Annotated in this window: 14 protein-coding genes and 1 pseudogene; 10 read left to right on the top strand and 5 right to left on the bottom strand. The window is 41.8% G+C overall.

Annotated elements, in window-relative coordinates:
* Positions 1 to 1,362: an LXG domain-containing protein gene (locus tag ABR335_RS02250; protein WP_350346463.1), complete on the top strand. Its 1,362-nt coding sequence runs from the start codon at positions 1 to 3 to the stop codon at positions 1,360 to 1,362.
* A 308-nt stretch (positions 1,363 to 1,670) separates the two neighbouring features.
* Here ABR335_RS02250 and ABR335_RS02255 read toward each other — a convergent pair whose 3' ends face one another.
* The gene (locus tag ABR335_RS02255) at positions 1,671 to 2,036 is read right to left on the bottom strand and encodes a hypothetical protein (protein WP_350346464.1); all 366 of its coding nucleotides are present in this window, start codon (positions 2,034 to 2,036) and stop codon (positions 1,671 to 1,673) included.
* 199 nt (positions 2,037 to 2,235) lie between these two features.
* Between ABR335_RS02255 and adhP the strand changes: the two genes are divergently transcribed.
* The 5 genes and pseudogenes from adhP (at position 2,236) to ABR335_RS02280 (ending at position 6,153) form a co-directional block, all read left to right on the top strand.
* The gene (gene adhP, locus ABR335_RS02260; protein WP_350346465.1) at positions 2,236 to 3,258 is read left to right on the top strand and encodes an alcohol dehydrogenase AdhP; all 1,023 of its coding nucleotides are present in this window, start codon (positions 2,236 to 2,238) and stop codon (positions 3,256 to 3,258) included.
* Between the two features lie 495 nt (positions 3,259 to 3,753).
* A complete protein-coding gene (locus ABR335_RS02265; RefSeq protein WP_350346710.1) occupies positions 3,754 to 3,969 on the top strand; it encodes a nucleotidyltransferase domain-containing protein in 216 nt (71 codons plus the stop codon).
* Between the two features lie 34 nt (positions 3,970 to 4,003).
* Positions 4,004 to 4,378, top strand: a pseudogene (gene hepT, locus ABR335_RS02270) (type VII toxin-antitoxin system HepT family RNase toxin).
* A 3-nt stretch (positions 4,379 to 4,381) separates the two neighbouring features.
* A complete protein-coding gene (locus ABR335_RS02275) occupies positions 4,382 to 5,503 on the top strand; it encodes an NAD(P)/FAD-dependent oxidoreductase (RefSeq protein WP_350346466.1) in 1,122 nt (373 codons plus the stop codon).
* A 44-nt stretch (positions 5,504 to 5,547) separates the two neighbouring features.
* The gene (locus ABR335_RS02280) at positions 5,548 to 6,153 is read left to right on the top strand and encodes a class I SAM-dependent methyltransferase (RefSeq protein ID WP_013860562.1); all 606 of its coding nucleotides are present in this window, start codon (positions 5,548 to 5,550) and stop codon (positions 6,151 to 6,153) included.
* Between the two features lie 480 nt (positions 6,154 to 6,633).
* Here ABR335_RS02280 and ABR335_RS02285 read toward each other — a convergent pair whose 3' ends face one another.
* Both ABR335_RS02285 and ABR335_RS02290 read right to left on the bottom strand, forming a co-directional pair.
* Positions 6,634 to 7,359: a sigma 54-interacting transcriptional regulator gene (locus ABR335_RS02285; RefSeq protein WP_350346467.1), complete on the bottom strand. Its 726-nt coding sequence runs from the start codon at positions 7,357 to 7,359 to the stop codon at positions 6,634 to 6,636.
* Positions 7,289 to 8,344: a sigma 54-interacting transcriptional regulator gene (locus ABR335_RS02290; protein ID WP_350346468.1), complete on the bottom strand. Its 1,056-nt coding sequence runs from the start codon at positions 8,342 to 8,344 to the stop codon at positions 7,289 to 7,291. The genes ABR335_RS02285 and ABR335_RS02290 overlap by 71 nt, the downstream gene beginning before the upstream one ends.
* A gap of 323 nt (positions 8,345 to 8,667) precedes the next feature.
* Here ABR335_RS02290 and ahlS point away from each other — a divergent pair, with 323 nt between their 5' ends.
* Both ahlS and ABR335_RS02300 read left to right on the top strand, forming a co-directional pair.
* On the top strand, positions 8,668 to 9,516 hold the full coding sequence (gene ahlS / locus ABR335_RS02295; protein WP_342475432.1) for an AhlS family quorum-quenching N-acyl homoserine lactonase: 849 nt from the start codon (positions 8,668 to 8,670) through the stop codon (positions 9,514 to 9,516).
* Between the two features lie 20 nt (positions 9,517 to 9,536).
* On the top strand, positions 9,537 to 10,661 hold the full coding sequence (locus tag ABR335_RS02300) for a zinc-dependent alcohol dehydrogenase family protein (protein ID WP_342475431.1): 1,125 nt from the start codon (positions 9,537 to 9,539) through the stop codon (positions 10,659 to 10,661).
* 985 nt (positions 10,662 to 11,646) lie between these two features.
* Here the strand turns inward: ABR335_RS02300 and ABR335_RS02305 are convergent.
* Both ABR335_RS02305 and ABR335_RS02310 read right to left on the bottom strand, forming a co-directional pair.
* A complete protein-coding gene (locus tag ABR335_RS02305; RefSeq protein WP_350346469.1) occupies positions 11,647 to 12,558 on the bottom strand; it encodes an HAD family hydrolase in 912 nt (303 codons plus the stop codon).
* Positions 12,555 to 13,433 carry a MurR/RpiR family transcriptional regulator gene (locus ABR335_RS02310; protein WP_350346470.1) on the bottom strand — a complete coding sequence of 293 codons (879 nt, stop codon included), beginning with the start codon at positions 13,431 to 13,433 and terminating at the stop codon, positions 12,555 to 12,557. Before ABR335_RS02310 ends, ABR335_RS02305 begins: the two co-directional genes overlap by 4 nt.
* 935 nt (positions 13,434 to 14,368) lie before the next feature.
* Here ABR335_RS02310 and gnd point away from each other — a divergent pair.
* The gene (gene gnd / locus ABR335_RS02315; RefSeq protein ID WP_350346471.1) at positions 14,369 to 15,265 is read left to right on the top strand and encodes a phosphogluconate dehydrogenase (NAD(+)-dependent, decarboxylating); all 897 of its coding nucleotides are present in this window, start codon (positions 14,369 to 14,371) and stop codon (positions 15,263 to 15,265) included.
* Positions 15,266 to 15,277: 12 nt separating this feature from the next.
* Positions 15,278 to 16,279, top strand: a complete 1,002-nt coding sequence (locus tag ABR335_RS02320; protein WP_342475427.1) for a D-isomer specific 2-hydroxyacid dehydrogenase family protein — start codon at positions 15,278 to 15,280, stop codon at positions 16,277 to 16,279.
* The last annotated feature ends 11 nt before the right edge of the window (positions 16,280 to 16,290 follow it).

The raw sequence follows: 16,290 nt of genomic DNA on the forward strand, positions 1-16,290 counted from the left end.
ATGAAAATTCTTGATGTCCAAGCATTTGAACAAGCGGCCACGGACACGCAAAGGGCTCTGAAGGAGAAGGCTGAACAAATCACGGGCCTCCAGCAGGCGATCGACTCTTTTGTAAATATGGAAGATGCATTTAAAGGAAAGGCCGGGAATGCCATACGCGGCTACTTCCGGGATTTTCACCAGCCGTTCCTTATGTACCTGCAGTCATTTTTAGCCAGGTACAATGGGCAGCTGAACCAGATTCTTAAAGACTTATCAGCTTTCGAGCCTGATCTGAACGGCTATATTCAGGAAGCTTTTATCCAGGACAGCGTCATCCCCGCATTGAAAAAACTGGAGAATACCATTGGCCATTTGCTGGAGGATGCCAATACTGCAATGCAGGAAGTTTCGGATCTTGTTGCACTGCCCAAACTGGACATTGATGAAAAACTGTATCCAATCCAAAAAGCGCGGAAAAAAGCAACCAGGACGCTGGAACAGCTATATGACTTTGATACAAAAGCCACCCGCTCCCTTGAAGCTTTAGACCAAGACATCGACGCAATGGCGAAGTTTGTCCGGCAGATGGAATCGATGGCGGGTGATGGTTCGTTTGATATTGCCACTTACAACCCGAAACAGTTTGTCACAACCGAAGCCTACCGCAGTTTGGAAGGCGGGCTCATTCAGAAAGCCGGCGTAAAACCGGTTCAAACCGTAGACGGCAAGGACTTTGAAGGCCATTTGTCCGTTAAGTTCCATTTCTATGAAGACGGAGCCATGGTGATGGAATACCGCAAGCCCGCGAGCAAGCAGCCCTATTATGAACTGGTCAATGAAATCCCAAAAGAGGCCATCCCCGGTTCAGAAAATCCGGATGATCCGCTGCTGGTTGACGTTTGGAATGGATTTTATGACGGCGCCGGAAAGACCGTCGGTGAAATTTACACTGGTCTTGTATCATTAGGAAAGTCCGTTTTAGATCAAGATACTTATGCTGCACTCGGAAATGATGGAAACAAGCGCTTATCCTCCCCAATTGCAACGTTGAAAAGCACTGCACATAAATCGGTCGATATGGCAAAGTATATGGGGCTTGCTGTCCAAAAAGCTTTTGAACGGGATGTCATCCACGGCGATGCCAAAAGCCGGACTGAGTTCTTCACCTACGGGCTTGCTTCTATTGGAATTTCTCTTCTTGGCGACAAAGGCCTCAGCAAACTGGGCACAGCTGCGAAAGTTGCCAAGACCGGGAATCTGAAAGTCAATACAGGGTTTGCTCCTGCACTTGAAGCTGCCGGGGCAGGGCCTGTAAAAATTCCGTATAATGTGATGGATGAGCTGGATGAGCTGGGAGTCAGGATTCAGAAGGCAACATAAAAGTTCTCTATGCAAAAAAGGGGATGAATTCGTTTACGACGCACACATGAAAACATCATCCTCGAGGTTCGTCAAAATGATAAATTTTTTGTTTCTGTGGTTTAAAAAGCCCAACCCTGTTTCACTTTGTATCCTGAAACCAGGCCCGGGGGTTAAACCGCCAAGCCTGTCTGTTCATTCAAGTAAGTTTAAATTAAAGCCTTGTCTTTGCCTGCGCTCCTTTCATGATCTGGATTTCGGCGCCGGGGCCCAGAGGCTCCGGGCCCCCTGCTTTGTAAAAGCCTTCACAAAGGCCCTGCCCTAAAAAGTTAAGCCAGGTTCACTTCAATGTTGATTTTGTTATCCGTGATCGTGTATATATAATCTTTTGTAATCCATCTGGCATTTTTAATTGTGCAATGGACGAGGTCAGGATCTTTGTCTTCAAGCAAAATTTCCAGCAAACTTTTTAATTCTATTAAATAGTCGTAATCCATTTTCATGAACGGATTGTATCCGACTAAATAACTGGCACGCTTCATCAGTTTCACTTTCTTTGTTTCATGGCTGTGCCAAAAAATATCGCCTTGAATGATCAATTGGTTTTCCCGAAGGTTCTTCATGGCTTCGCCAACATAATTTTCTTCAATCTTGTAAACACCAGGTGTCACTTGACTCAGCTTGTCCATATTCATACGTACTCACCTATTTTCTCATCGCAGTATGGCAGAAAGGTTTCTATATTTATACCCTGTTTCAAGGGAGGTAAGCTAGACATATACGAAGAGGGAAAATCATAAAATTTTTCAAAAAATATTGATCGCCCAGAGAGCAGCCATTATAATAAAAACAAGATTGCGAAATATCCAACGAATATGTTCTGGAGGGATGCGCATGAGAGCAGCAGTCGTCAGTTCTGATAAGCAAAAGCTGGTAGAGGTCAAAGATGTGCAGTTGCGTCCGCTTGAGTACGGGGAAGCTTTGGTGGATATCGAATACTGCGGTGTCTGCCATACGGATTTGCATGTGGCAAAGGGCGACTTTGGCGATGTGCCGGGACGCATTCTCGGCCATGAAGGGGTCGGCATTGTCAGGGAAGTCGCGGATGGTGTCACTTCTCTTAAAGTGGGCGATCGTGTAAGCGTTGCCTGGTTTTTTGAAGGCTGCGGACATTGTGAATACTGTTTAACGGGAAATGAAACATTTTGCCGTAATGTGAAAAATGCAGGCTACAGTGTCGACGGGGCCATGGCAGAGCAATGCATTGTCAAAGCGGATTACGCCGTAAAAGTGCCGGAAGGGCTGGATCCAAGGCAGGCGACAAGCATTACTTGTGCCGGTGTAACCACTTATAAAGCTATTAAAGTCGCAGATGTGAAGCCGGGCGAATGGATTGCCATTTATGGAGCAGGGGGCCTCGGGAACCTTGCTGTCCAGTACGCCAAACATGTATTTAATGCGAAAGTCATTGCGGTCGATATCAATGACGACAAACTTTCACTGGCAAAAGAAGTCGGTGCTGATCTCACCTTTAATTCCAAAACGGATGGCGATCCGGCTGAGTGGATTCAGAAAGAAGTTGGCGGCGCGCATGCTGCAGTGGTAACGGCTGTTTCGAAACAGGCATTCAACCAGGCTGTCCACTCCGTACGGCCGGTGTCAAAAGTCGTTGCTGTCGGGCTCCCTCCGGAAACAATGGATCTTGAAATTGTGAAAACAGTCCTTGACGGGATAGAAGTCGTCGGGTCTTTGGTTGGCACAAGAAAAGACCTTGAGGAAGCTTTTATGTTCGGTGCGGAAGGAAAAGTCGTCCCGGTTGTGCAAACGCGCAGGCTGGAAGAAATTGGAGATGTTTTTAAGGAAATGGAAGAAGGTAGAATACAAGGCAGGATGGTTCTGGATATGTCGTTGAAATAGGGCTTGCTGAACGAATCCGATTATGGCTTGTATCTGATTTGTCAGCAAGCTCTACCTCAATATCATAGGAGAATGCATCTGCGAAAATGCTTTATTCTGTCCTCTCTGTATGTTGAATCAGCTTTAGAGTGCAAAGTTTTTCCTGCATTTTTTATAAAACCCTTGCATTTAAAGTTCGGCCAAAGCTGTCAGTATCCTTACCAAGTCTAGGACTTTTGCTTATTCAGCAAGCCCGAAATAAGTGCAGGCAAAACATCATAAAGTAAGCGAAAATGAAAATCCCTGTTTGCACGGGGATTTTTCGCTTTTTTTCCGGTTTGTTCGTATAATAGGGATGAGTACCATGTACAGGGAGGCGCCGAACTTGCGGAGGGAAATCATTGCTTTTTTAAAAGAAAAAATAGATCCGGATTTTATCATTGTTCGGTTCGTATGCAAAAGATATGCCCGGCCGGATAGTGATGTTGACATCGCTTTTACAAAGAAGGCGGTATACTGGCACCCTATGAATGTTTTTTATTTGCCCAGGAACTTGCAGATAGATTAAATAAGGATGTCGATCTTATTGATCTGAACCAGGCCCCTACTGTATTTCAGGCGCAGATTTTTGCAACCGGCATCGTCATGGATATGAAAAATGAAAATGCCCTGAATGTAAAACGAATGCTGGCGTATCGTTTGTATGCAAAGCTTAACGAGGAACGTGCCTAAATATTGAAAAATATTGCAAAAAACGGGGCTGTGTATGGAAGATGAAGTGGTCTTGAATAAGATAAGTACCATTGAGCGCTGCCTGAAACGTGTCCGGGAAGTGTATTAGCGGCTCTCCTGCAAGTTTAGAGGACTTTACGAAACAGGACTCCATCATTCTCAATATCCAGCGTGCTTGTGAAGCATCGATTGACTTGGCCCATGCACATTGCTGCAAAAGAACAGCTCGGGCTCCCACAGACGAGCAGGGAGGCTTTTGATCTGCTGAAAGCGAACGGGGTTGATCAATGAAGAAACGGCCGCAAAATGAAAGGCAATGGTTGGGTTTCAGAATATCGCTGTTCATGATGACCAGGCCATTGATTTGGATATTTTAAAGCAAATCTTATTTTACAGAAAGCAGGCGTAACTCATGCTATCATATATCGTAATTGGCGGCGGGGTGCTTGGGGCATCTGCTGTATACCATCTTGCAAAAGCAGGCGCAGTTGTTACACTGGTTGACCGGGCGGATCCCGGGCAGGCAACGGAAGCGGCTGCCGGCATCATATGCCCGTGGCTGTCGCAGCGGCGCAACAAAGACTGGTACCGGCTCGCAAAAGCAGGTGCAAAATACTATCCTGATTTAATTGCCCAATTGGAAAAAGACGGGGAGACGGAAACCGGTTATAAACGGACTGGCGCTCTCAGCATACATACAGATGAAGAAAAGCTTGATAAAATGCAGGAACGCGCGTTAAAGCGAATGGAAGATGCGCCTGAAATCGGGGAAGTAAAACGGCTGTCTGCCGCCGAGACGCATGCCATGTTTCCGATTCTGGACGAAGGGTTCAGTGCGGTCTATGCCGGCGGTGCCGCGCGCGTAAACGGGAAGGCATTGCGCAATTGCCTGTTAAATGCTGCTTGCAAACGCGGAGCCAAAGTCATTCATGGCAATGCCCGGCTGCTTGTGGAAGGCAGAAAAGTCATCGGGGTTGAAGTCGGAAGCCGCACGCTGCATGCGGACAAAACAATTGTGGCAGCGGGTGCATGGGCAAAAGATTTGTTCAAACCGCTCAGTGCGGCTTTTCAAGTCAGCCACCAAAAAGCGCAGATTCTCCATTTAAAACTGCAAGGTATGGACACAAGCAGCTGGCCGGTCGTCATGCCGCCGAATGATCAGTATTTGCTGGCATTCGAAGGCGGCCGTATCATTGCCGGCGCCACCCATGAAAACACGGAAGCTTTTGATTTGCACACAACAGCCGGCGGGGTCCACGAAGTTTTAAATAAAGTGCTGCCGGTTGCACCGGGTTTGGCTGAAGCTTCCCTTGTTGATGTGAAAGTCGGATTCCGGCCGTTCACGCCGGGGTTTTTGCCTGTGATCGGCACATGGCCCGGTTATGATGGGCTACTTTGTGCAAACGGGCTCGGGGCATCCGGCTTAACGGCCGGCCCTTTTTTCGGCGCTGAGCTTGCAAGGATTGCGCTCGGCCGGAAAACAGAACTGGATTTGTCACCGTACGGGCTGGAACAGGCAATTGCCCCTTTATAAACAGCAGGGCCGGTCTTTTATCAAGAAAAAACAGGAGCGAAACAATGAACGATTCCTACTTTGACGGAATTTTGCATATCAAAACAACCGGTGAGCAAAAAGGGTTTAATGCATCACTGCATTACAACCGTTATGAGCCGACGCCTTATCATGCGCTTGATGAACTGTTCGATCATTATGAACTGGATAAAAGCGACCATGTGGTAGACTTCGGTTGCGGCAAAGGGCGGCTCAATTTTTATATCCATCATTTGTTTCGCGCAACCGTGACCGGCATTGAAATGAATGAATGGTTGTACCGGGAAGCCCTCGAAAACAAGAAACGCTATGAGAGAAAATTCCCGGTCCAGCCCGCCCGTATTCGGTTTATATGTTGCCTTGCCGAAAATTATAAGATACTGCCGGACGACAACCGTTTTTACTTTTTTAATCCGTTTTCTGTTCAAATCTTTATGAAGGTTGTGCAAAATATTTTACGCTCGGTGGAAGAAGCATACCGGGAAACAGACATTATTTTATATTATCCGTCGCAGGGCTATATTTACTTCCTTGAAGACCATACACCATTTGAAAAAAAACTCGAAGTCCCGCTAACGCTTTTATACAAGCATAATCCATACGAAAAATTTGTCGTGTACCGGCTTGCGTGAGGATGATGGTGAAATTAATGGATACTCAGCTTTGGTTTCATAGGAAGTGAATGCTTGGATAAGAGAAGGCTTACTTTGATCCGCCTTCCCCCGCCCACTCAGCAGATATTGAAAAAGCCGCTGAGGACATCGAATTTCCGAATTGTACGGACATGACACCATGGCCGCAGAACGGCATATGTCTGGTATAAAGCTTTTTTCCAGGTAAAAGCCAGCCATACCCCTGAAAAATGGCCATCGTTGATGGACTGGGTTAAAAGAATTCGTATTGGAAGGTTATCTGGGGACATGGATGAGGAGTGGGCACCCCTGAAAAAAATAGCCGTTCCATAGTAAGTTCTATTAGAAACGGCTGTTTTTTGCCAGAATATTGATGGGCAGCATTACTTTTCAAGTATCTTTGAGCTGTTTCAGTAGATCTTAGATTCTTTATGCATTCAGGGGGAGGGGAAAAGGCTAGTGGATTTTGGTAATTCAACATTATTCTATGATCATTTTCCACCTTTTCATTTTTTTGACCAGTGTAGAATGGCTTACGCCCAACTTTTCAGCCGCCTTGCGAATTGATTTATTTTCTTGAATGGAGTCCCGTATGACTTGCATTTCAAACTGTTCAACTTGATTTTTCAGGGTTGAGAAAGACTTTGTATTTGGTTTAGCGTCTTTGTAAGCATTATATATATGAGGAGGCAGATGTGAAATTTCAATGCAATTTACGGGTATGGATACTACAATGCTCTCCATTAAGTTCCTTAACTCTCTGACATTACCCGGCCAGTTATAGCTTCTCAAAACATTTTTGGTGTCACTTGAAAGGCTTTTTTTAATTTTATATTCCCTGCAATAATGGAGAAAGTAATGGTCAATTAATTCGTCGATATCCTCTTGCCTTTCTCTTAAAGGAGGCACTTCGATTTCTACGACGAGTAACCGATAAAAGAGATCCTCACGGAATTTCCCTTCTTTTACAAGTTTTCTTAAATTCTGATTTGTAACTGAAATAATTCGGATATCCAAATTACGCGGGCTTTTGCCTCCAATTCTTTGGATTTGTTTTTCTTGGAGGGTCCGTAATAATTTTACTTGTAATTGTAAAGGCATTTCACCAATTTCGTCTAACATAATCGTACCACCGTTAGCTAATTCCAAAAGTCCGATTTTCCCTTCCTCTCGAGCCGCCTGTAAAAGCTCCTTTTTCGTACCCAAAAAGCTCTGATTCCATGAGAGATTCCGGAATCGCACCACAATTGACCTTAATAAAAGGTTTATCTTTTCTATCACTTAACTTATGAATCAGGTTAGCGACGACTTCTTTTCCTGTTCCTGATTCGCCGGATATGAGCACACTTGTAGGGTGTGGGGAAATTAGTTTAACTTCATCATATATTTGCCTCATTTTTTGGCTTTTAAAAATTATCGGCTGGCGCGGGTCATTCATTTTAAAAGTATATCGATTGTAGTTGAGTTCGGAAAAATATTTTGCTTTCTCGAGTTCTTGCCTCATGTCATTAAGATGGGTGATGTCTCTTACGCTCGTCACTACCATCTCAATATTACCGGTTTCATCAAATACGGGATTTCCAGTAACAATAACATCTTTTTTCCCATTAATTTTTTGCATGATCGAGATTCGCTTTTTTCTTTCAAGGACCAGCAATGATACGGATTGATCTATATATCCTTGTTCCATTAAATCTGCCATGTGATTTCCGATTAGTTCTTCTCTTTTAAAACCCGTAATATTCTCATATTCCGAATTCACTAAAATGGTTATACCGTTATGATCTGTAACGTAAATACCATCTGTTGAAAATTCTATGATGGCTTCCATCTTTTTTAGATGATCACGATATCGTTCCATTTGCGTTATATCTTGAATTACAATGATTGCTCCTAATAATTTATGATTTTCATAGAGTGGTGTTCTATTTATTAAAAGCCGTCTGTTATTTATTACTATCTCTTCACCTGCATTGGTATTCCTCTGTTTAGCCATGCCAGGCAGTTCGGTTTTTGGGATAATATTTCGAATGTGTATATCCGGATCGTTCTTGCATTTGATATTCAATAGTTCTTCTGCAGATGAATTCATCATTAATATTTTGTTGTTTTTGTCAATGACAACAAGGCCATTGTACATTGATGAAAAGATATTTTCCCATAATCTGTTTTCCGGAATAAGAGATTTCATCAAGTTAACCTCCTCGTAATTGGTGATTTTTTTATATTAATGGTGACATGCTTCACCAATAACGATTCTGTATTACTTGTAGAAAAACCTTCTTTTGAATTTCAATATAATTCGTAATTAGGTGGAATTTTTCACCGATAAAAATAATCAATTAAAGTATGGCGGGCTTTTCAAATGGCATGGTTTTTGCATTTAATGGATTGAATAATTAGGAATGGGGTGGTTAGATATACTTGCTAAACTACGTAACAGGATGTAAACTGGCAGATTATTTTTGGTAAGGACAATGAAAAATCATTGATATCCCACAAGGAGGAATGGCAATGGTAAACATTAAGAAACCCAGGCCCAAACTTTATGTTATGGACAATGGGCGAATGAGAATGGACAAAAACCTAATGATTGCGGGATCAAATCAAGCAACTGTCGATCATCCCAATGCCCCAAATGAAATGGTAGAATTTCCGATTTATACAGTGCTAATTGATCATCCGGAAGGAAAAATTTTATTTGATACTTCCTGCAATCCCGATTCAATGGGACCGGAAGGACGGTGGAATGAGGCTACACAAAAAGGATTCCCATGGACTGCAAGCGAAGAGTGTTACTTACACAATCGATTAGAGCAATTAAATGTCCGGCCGGAGGACATAAAGTATGTGGTGGCGTCCCATCTTCATTTGGATCACGCGGGTTGTCTGGAAATGTTTACGAACGCAACCATCATTGTTCATGATGATGAATTAAATGGTGCGTTGCGGGTTTTTGCTCGTAACCAAAGCGAAGGCGCCTATATCTGGGCTGATATAAATGCATGGATTAAAAATAATCTTCAGTGGCAAACCATTAAACCTTATGAAGACTATTTAGAGCTGGTAGAAGGCGTAAGAATTATAAATTTTGGTAGCGGCCATGCATGGGGATTGATTGGGTTACAAGTTAATATGCCTGAGACCGGGTCTATTATTCTTGCCTCTGACGCCATTTATACCGCAGAGAGCTACGGGCCTCCAATTAAACCGCCAGGAATTTTATATGATTCTGTAGGGTGGGCAAAAGCTGTTGAAAAAATAAGGCGTTTAGCAAAGGAAACAAATTCTGTTGTTTGGTACGGACATGATGCCCATCAGTTTGAGACATTTCGAAAATCTACCGAGGGTTACTATGAATAATTTTGGAAGGGGTTTCATAAATGGAGACACGGGCAGCTGTTTTGTATGAAATGGGGTTGCCAGCCCCTTATAAGGAAAGCCAGCCGTTAAAGATTGAGACATTGAAATTGGAACCTCCTAAACAGGGGGAACTCTTGATAAAAATTAGGGCCGCTGGTTTATGCCATTCAGACCTTTCAGTCATAAATGGAAGCCGGCCAAGGCCGATGCCAATGGCTCTTGGTCATGAAGCAGCAGGTGAAGTGATTGAAGCGGGGGAAGGTATTACGGATTTAAAACCCGGTGATCATGTTGTTTGTTCTTTTGTTCCCAGCTGCGGTCACTGTCTCCCTTGTCAAGAAGGACGTCCTGCATTATGTGAACCGGGTGCGAAGGCCAACAATGAAGGGGAAATGTTGTCGGGAGGGCGACGCCTTAAGAAAAATGGCAAAGAGATCAACCATCATCTTGGAGTTTCAGGTTTTGCGGAGTATGCGGTGGTTTCCAGAAATTCTGTTGTCAAGGTTGATCCTGAAATCCCATTTAGCAAAGTTGCTATCTTTGGTTGTGCTGTGATTACCGGGGTAGGTGCAGTCATCAACACAGCAAGGGTCAAACCTGGAAGCAGTGTTGCCGTGGTGGGTCTGGGTGGAATTGGACTTAACGCATTGCTTGGTGCGGTGTTAGCAGGAGCAAGAAAAGTTATTGCGGTGGATATTAATACCCAAAAACTTGAGATTGCCAAAAAACTAGGCGCAACTGAAACATTTAATTCCCGAAATCCGGATGTGATTAAAGAAATTCGTTCAGCAACAGACGGTGGTGTTGATTATGCATTTGAAACAGCGGGTGCTGTTCCCGCAATGGAGACCGCTTATCGGATTACAAAAAGAGGAGGGATGACAGTAACAACAGGGTTGCCTGATCCCAGCCATCAATTTTCATTTCCGCAAGTCACGTTAACTGCTGAAGAACGTACGGTCAAAGGGTCTTATTTGGGAAGTTGTGTGCCTTCCCGTGATATTCCCCGTTTTATTGAATTGTACAAACAAGGCCGGCTTCCTGTTGACCGGCTTTTAACAGATACGTTACCATTTGAAAAAATCAACGAAGGATTTGATAAATTGGCTAATGGTGAAGCGGCCCGTCTGGTTGTCGAAATGTAATCAGCATATTGGAAGATAAAGTTTAAAAGGTCCCGGGGCTTTAAGGGGCTCCGGGGGATTTATGGCCGAAATAGCCCTGCATTTGCCCTGTTGTTGCTACCGGAAACCTTTATTTCCACTCTTCTTAGTTATGAATAGAAGCAATCTTCATTCATCAATTTTTCTTCTTTTAAGACCACGGGCATGAGCAGAACACCTCCTCATCATGTGTTGGTTTTACGGGTCCATTATTGTAAATCTGACTTTTATCGTGCCTGCATACAGTGATAATGATTTGCTTAGATATGCATATGATTACGAGCAAGCAAGCAGGAATAGGAAAGCACCCCCTTTGACTCCTCCGCTTGAGGATGAAATCTTTCGCTATGCTGTGCATTTATGTAAACGCCCTGAAGAACGCGAGGATAAAACTTAGCCTAACATTACAGTAAACACGCGAATTGTTGGAAATAGGGCAGAACTTAATGGGACTGCAAATGACCCGATTGGGGTATCTGAACTAAGATTGTATGATAATGGAGAAAAACAGAGTGTCATACTCGATCAAAACAGTTGGTCCGCAAGATTTTCCATTGCGCCTTATTTAGCTCCCGGCTATCGAGGAAGACAGTCTTTAGCATTATTAATATTGTGCAAAGACCAGGAAGGTAATACATCAGGGATATATAAAGAGTTACCTCTGCCATTTTTACCCTGAATCATTAAATGGAGTTTTTCTAAACCTTGGCTTTGAAAATAGTTTTCTGCCGTTGGTAGATACTTAAAACGGGGAAGATTCTGATTCGTGAGGATTCGAATATAATTGAGAAAAAACTGATACGACATTGAATTGTAAGAAAAGCAATCAGAATGGCTTTCCAAAAAATAGCAAGGGGCGCATCGTATGGCCCCTTTTGCATGTATTTTTTCCAAGTCCCTTTGTTTTTGGCGATCTCTGACTGTTTATAGTTGAGGTCCAGCTCATAAGCTATTCACTTTCAATAGGTTAATGCCCAAAACCATTTTCTTCAAATAGCCCTTCTTTTTCTAAACGGGCCAGCATATTGAAAATTCCTTCCTGGTTATGGCTGTCAGTAAGGTAATTGGCAAACTGTTTTGCATTAGGAAGCGCATTTGCCATAGCTATGGAATATTTTTTTCTGTTAAACATAGAAATATCATTTTCACTGTCGCCAAATACAATGATTTCATCATCACGGATCCCGTATTTCTCCATAATGATATCTAATGCTTTTCCTTTTGAAATTCCCTTGTTTGTAACTTCCATTTTTCGTTCATCTGAAAAAACAAATTCATATTTGTGATAAAAGGGATTGTTCATTAATGTTTGACGGACAAACCTCATATAAAGAGGGTCCTGTACAATAGAAATTTTATTACAAAAATCAGGCGAGTCTTTCAAGTCCCGGATCAAAATTTGGTTTGGATATCCGTCACGGGTATCACATAGCCAGCTGTACATGCCACCGGTCCATGGGTAATCTTCAGGAAGCCGCATTTCCGCTCGAATGTTACGTTTGATATTATAAATGGATTCCGGCAAATAAGTATAAATGGTATCATCCTGGCTGTACTGCAATTCAACATTAAATAAGGAAAAGAAATCGTTAATTTCTTTAATGTTTGAAGCGTCCAAAACGCTTATTCGAGTCCGTTTACGGGTTTTAACATGATAGATGGAAGTGCCGTTTACGTCTATCAAAATTCCATCATATTTATCCATATTCAGTTTTAAGGCATCTGGAAGGAGTCTGATATAGCTACGGCCACTGGCCAATATGAGCTTAACCCCTTTCTTTTGCAGTTCAATCAACTTATGGAATGTTTTCGGTGATATGTTATTTTCTGATGTAAGCAGGGTTCCATCCATATCACAAACGATCGCTTTAATTGTCATTCTTGTACACCACTCTTTTTTGTGAAATATAGCGCTTTCCGTATTTTTTCAAGCGACTTCTTATTTTCTTCTTCATCATGATACATGACAGACACATATATAATATCAATAATGGTTAAATAAAGAATACGTGCAGTAAGTGTCTCCGATCGAAAAGCAGATTCCTCAGAATAAACAACAAAAGCGGTGTCCGAGAGTTTGACCAACTCCGAATCATAATTTCCCGTTAATGTAATAATTTTTGCCCGGTTTTCCCTCGAAATTTTTGCTATTTCAATGGTATCAAGTGTCTCTCCTGAATGTGAAAATAGAAACACACAATCATCGGGACCTAATTTTGTTGCATAACTGAGCTGCATATGTAAGTCAGCAACATAGTTACAATGATATTTGGTTCGCAGGAATTTATGGTAAGCATCAAGGGCAATGACGGATGAGGCCCCCTGGCCAAAAAAGTAAATGCACTTTGCCGGATAAATTAAGCTCAATGCTTTATTTAGTTGCTCCTCTTTCAAAGATTGAAGTAAATTTTCTAACAGCCCTTTATTTGAATTTATAATTTTTTGTGCAATAACATGCGTAGAATCAGATTTACAAATATCCGGAAAAACAACAATCTCTTGGCTGCGTTCTTCGTTTGTACGAAAGTTTGAGGCAACAGTAATTTTAAAGTCTTGAAAACCGTCGAATCCGATTTTTTTAACAAATTTAAAAATTGTAGATTCCGAGACGCCAGTATCCTCAGCAATATTGGAAAGGGTTTTGTTTACAACTTTCTTACCAAGTTGCATGAAATATTCTGCAATGATTTTTTCGGTATCAGTAAAACTTTTCAAACGAGGGCGAAGTAAATTTCTCAAATAATCGTAGGTCATCGTATTTCACCTCTTGGAAGTATAGTATCCTAATTGAATCCGTTTTATTGTTTAAATTCTCCTTGTGTGCTTGAATGAAAATCATTTATCGGCCTGTGACCTTTTTAGCTTTTTCAACCGCCACTTATGACGTTTTTTCTTTCGGCTAACTGCCACGTTTTTGAAATATTTGTATGGATATTTGGTGTTTGCTTACGAGCTTCAAATGACTGTGTCATCTATGATAAATCCTTTAGCAATGCCTGGGTATTCATTTCCCGCTTCCAAAGTATTTGGACCCTTTCAGTTTGATATGAGCCGGAAAAACGGGGTTTTCTGACAGATGAAGGCAATATTTTCATTTAACCGTTTCACAAGGGTTTCGCCCCCCCCATAGGTTACTTCTCCCGGTGTCCCAAAATGGAATCATTGCAAGTGGTGTGGCACTTTAATAAAGATTCATAGCAATGGACTGTTTCCATCATCTTTATTCTTAGATGCCAAATAAGATCTTTGTGGTAGAAGGTCAGAAGCAAGCGTCACTTCAATCTCTTTTTTGTCTCTAATCAATTTTCATTATACAAGACTTAGGGAGAGATATTTCTTATTTTGTCCTCTCAAATCCTGGAGAAACGGGAAAGAGGAAAAAAATCAATTAAATTACTGCAGGTTTCATCCTTTAAAGTTATGATATCACACTCACGGGATTGAAAAAATATTTTTTCCTGTAATCCTTTACAGATAAAAAATATTTGCTAAGATGAACTTGATCATTGATATACCCCAAAATTTCTCAGGGAAGTGATAAAAAACAAAAAAATCCAGAGATTGATATTCAAAGCTGCTTTATAAGAATCAGCCGTTTTTGACATGAGTTTTTCCAAGCTAAGCCATGTATTTTTTGGGAAGCTGGTTTTGTTTTTCGCCGAGTAAATTGATCAATGGAGGTTGGTCTGATGAAAGTAGGCATGATAGGGTTAGGCAAAATGGGATGGAACATGCTGCTGAATTTGCAGGAAAAATCGGTGAATGTTGCAGGATATGATGCTTCAGAGAGTGTTAGAAAAAAAGCTTACGAGGAAAACTTGCCTGTTCAAGATTCACTTGATGCGTTATTAAATGTTTTAGAAGAGCAAAAAATTGTCATGTTAAGTACACCTGCAGGCAACATTACGAACACATTAGTAAAAACGCTATTAGACAAACTAAATCCCGGGGACATTATAATAGATGCGGGAAATTCCTACTACAAAGATAGTGTTAAAAATTTTGAATTGGCCCAAGAAAAAGGAATCGGATTCCTCGATTGCGGAACGTCCGGGGGTATAGAAGGGGCCAGATACGGTGCATGCTTGATGGTCGGCGGAAAAAAAGAAATTTTTGATCAAGTTGAAGAAATTTTTTCTAAATTGGCATGTGAAAAGGGTTATACCTATACAGGCAAACCAGGGAGCGGCCATTATTTAAAAATGATTCATAACGGGATTGAGTATGGCATGTTACAGGCTATCGGAGAAGGATTCGATGTTTTGCATGCAAGCCAGTATGATTACGATTTTGAAAAGGTTGCTTCAGTCTGGAACCATGGTTCTGTGGTTCGCTCCTGGCTGATGGAATTGGCGGAAAAAAGTTTTAAAGAGGATCCAAAGCTGGATCATTTGCGCGGGATTATTGACGCAAGCGGTGAAGGAAAATGGACTGTAGAAGAAGCGCTTGATTTGAATATTCCTGCTCCGGTTATTGCAAGTTCATTGTTCGTACGGAACGCTTCAAAAATTGAAGATAGTTTCTCTGCAAAAGTTGTATCAACGATTCGGCATCAATTTGGAGGACACGAAATAGTTGAACACTAAGGAGTAGTCATTATGGGTGAAAAAAATAAAATTGCAATCGTAAATTCAAGCAGTTTTGGAAAGATTTTCCCGGATCATATGGAAAGATTGCGTCAGTTAGGGGAGGTTGAAAGATTTCATTTTGATAGTGAAATTGATGGGAAAACACTGGCGAAAGAGTTAAAAGGCTTCAATATGATCATCGCAAGTATAACGCCCTTTTTTACAAAAGAATTTTTTGAGTACAAAGATGAGTTGAAGTTAATTACACGACATGGGATCGGCTTTAATAATATCGATCTTGAGGCTGCAAGAGAACATAATACAGTTGTTTCCATTGTACCGCCTTTAACGGAACGTGATGCAGTTGCAGAGAATAATGTTACGAACTTACTAAATGTGATGCGGCAAACAAATAAAGCGCATCAAAAAGTTATAAAAGATAAATGGGAAGAACGGGCAAATTTTATTGGCCATGAGATCAGTGGCAAAACAGCCGGGGTCATTGGAGTAGGAAACATAGGCAGCCGTGTTGCCGAAATATTCTATTATGGATTCCGGTGTGAAGTACTAGGATATGACCCTTATAAAACTAAGCAAGACCTGGCGGCATTTGGTGTTAAAAAAGTTGAACTGAATGAGCTGTTGGAAAGAGCTGAAATCATTAGTATATGTGCAAGTCTTAACAAGGATAATTATCATATGTTATCCGAAAAAGAATTTGCCAGGATGAAAGATCATGTCTATATATCGAATACTGCCAGGGGGGCATTAATTAAAGAAGAAGCGATGGTAAAAGCATTGCAAGATGGGAAAGTGGCTGGTTTTGCAACAGACGTATTGGAAGATGAACCCGGCAGATCGGACCATCCTTATTTAAACTTTGATAACGTTATCATGACGCCGCATACTTCTGCATATACAATGGAATGTCTGAGAGGTATGGGGGATAAGTGTGTTACGGACTGTGAAATGATGGCAAAAGGAATCCTCCCGAACCGTTCTGTACAACCGGTTAGTTGCTATTTAAAGTAGGAGGTTTTTAA

The organism is Heyndrickxia faecalis, from assembly GCF_040267745.1.
Taxonomy (GTDB): domain Bacteria; phylum Bacillota; class Bacilli; order Bacillales; family Bacillaceae_C; genus Weizmannia; species Weizmannia faecalis.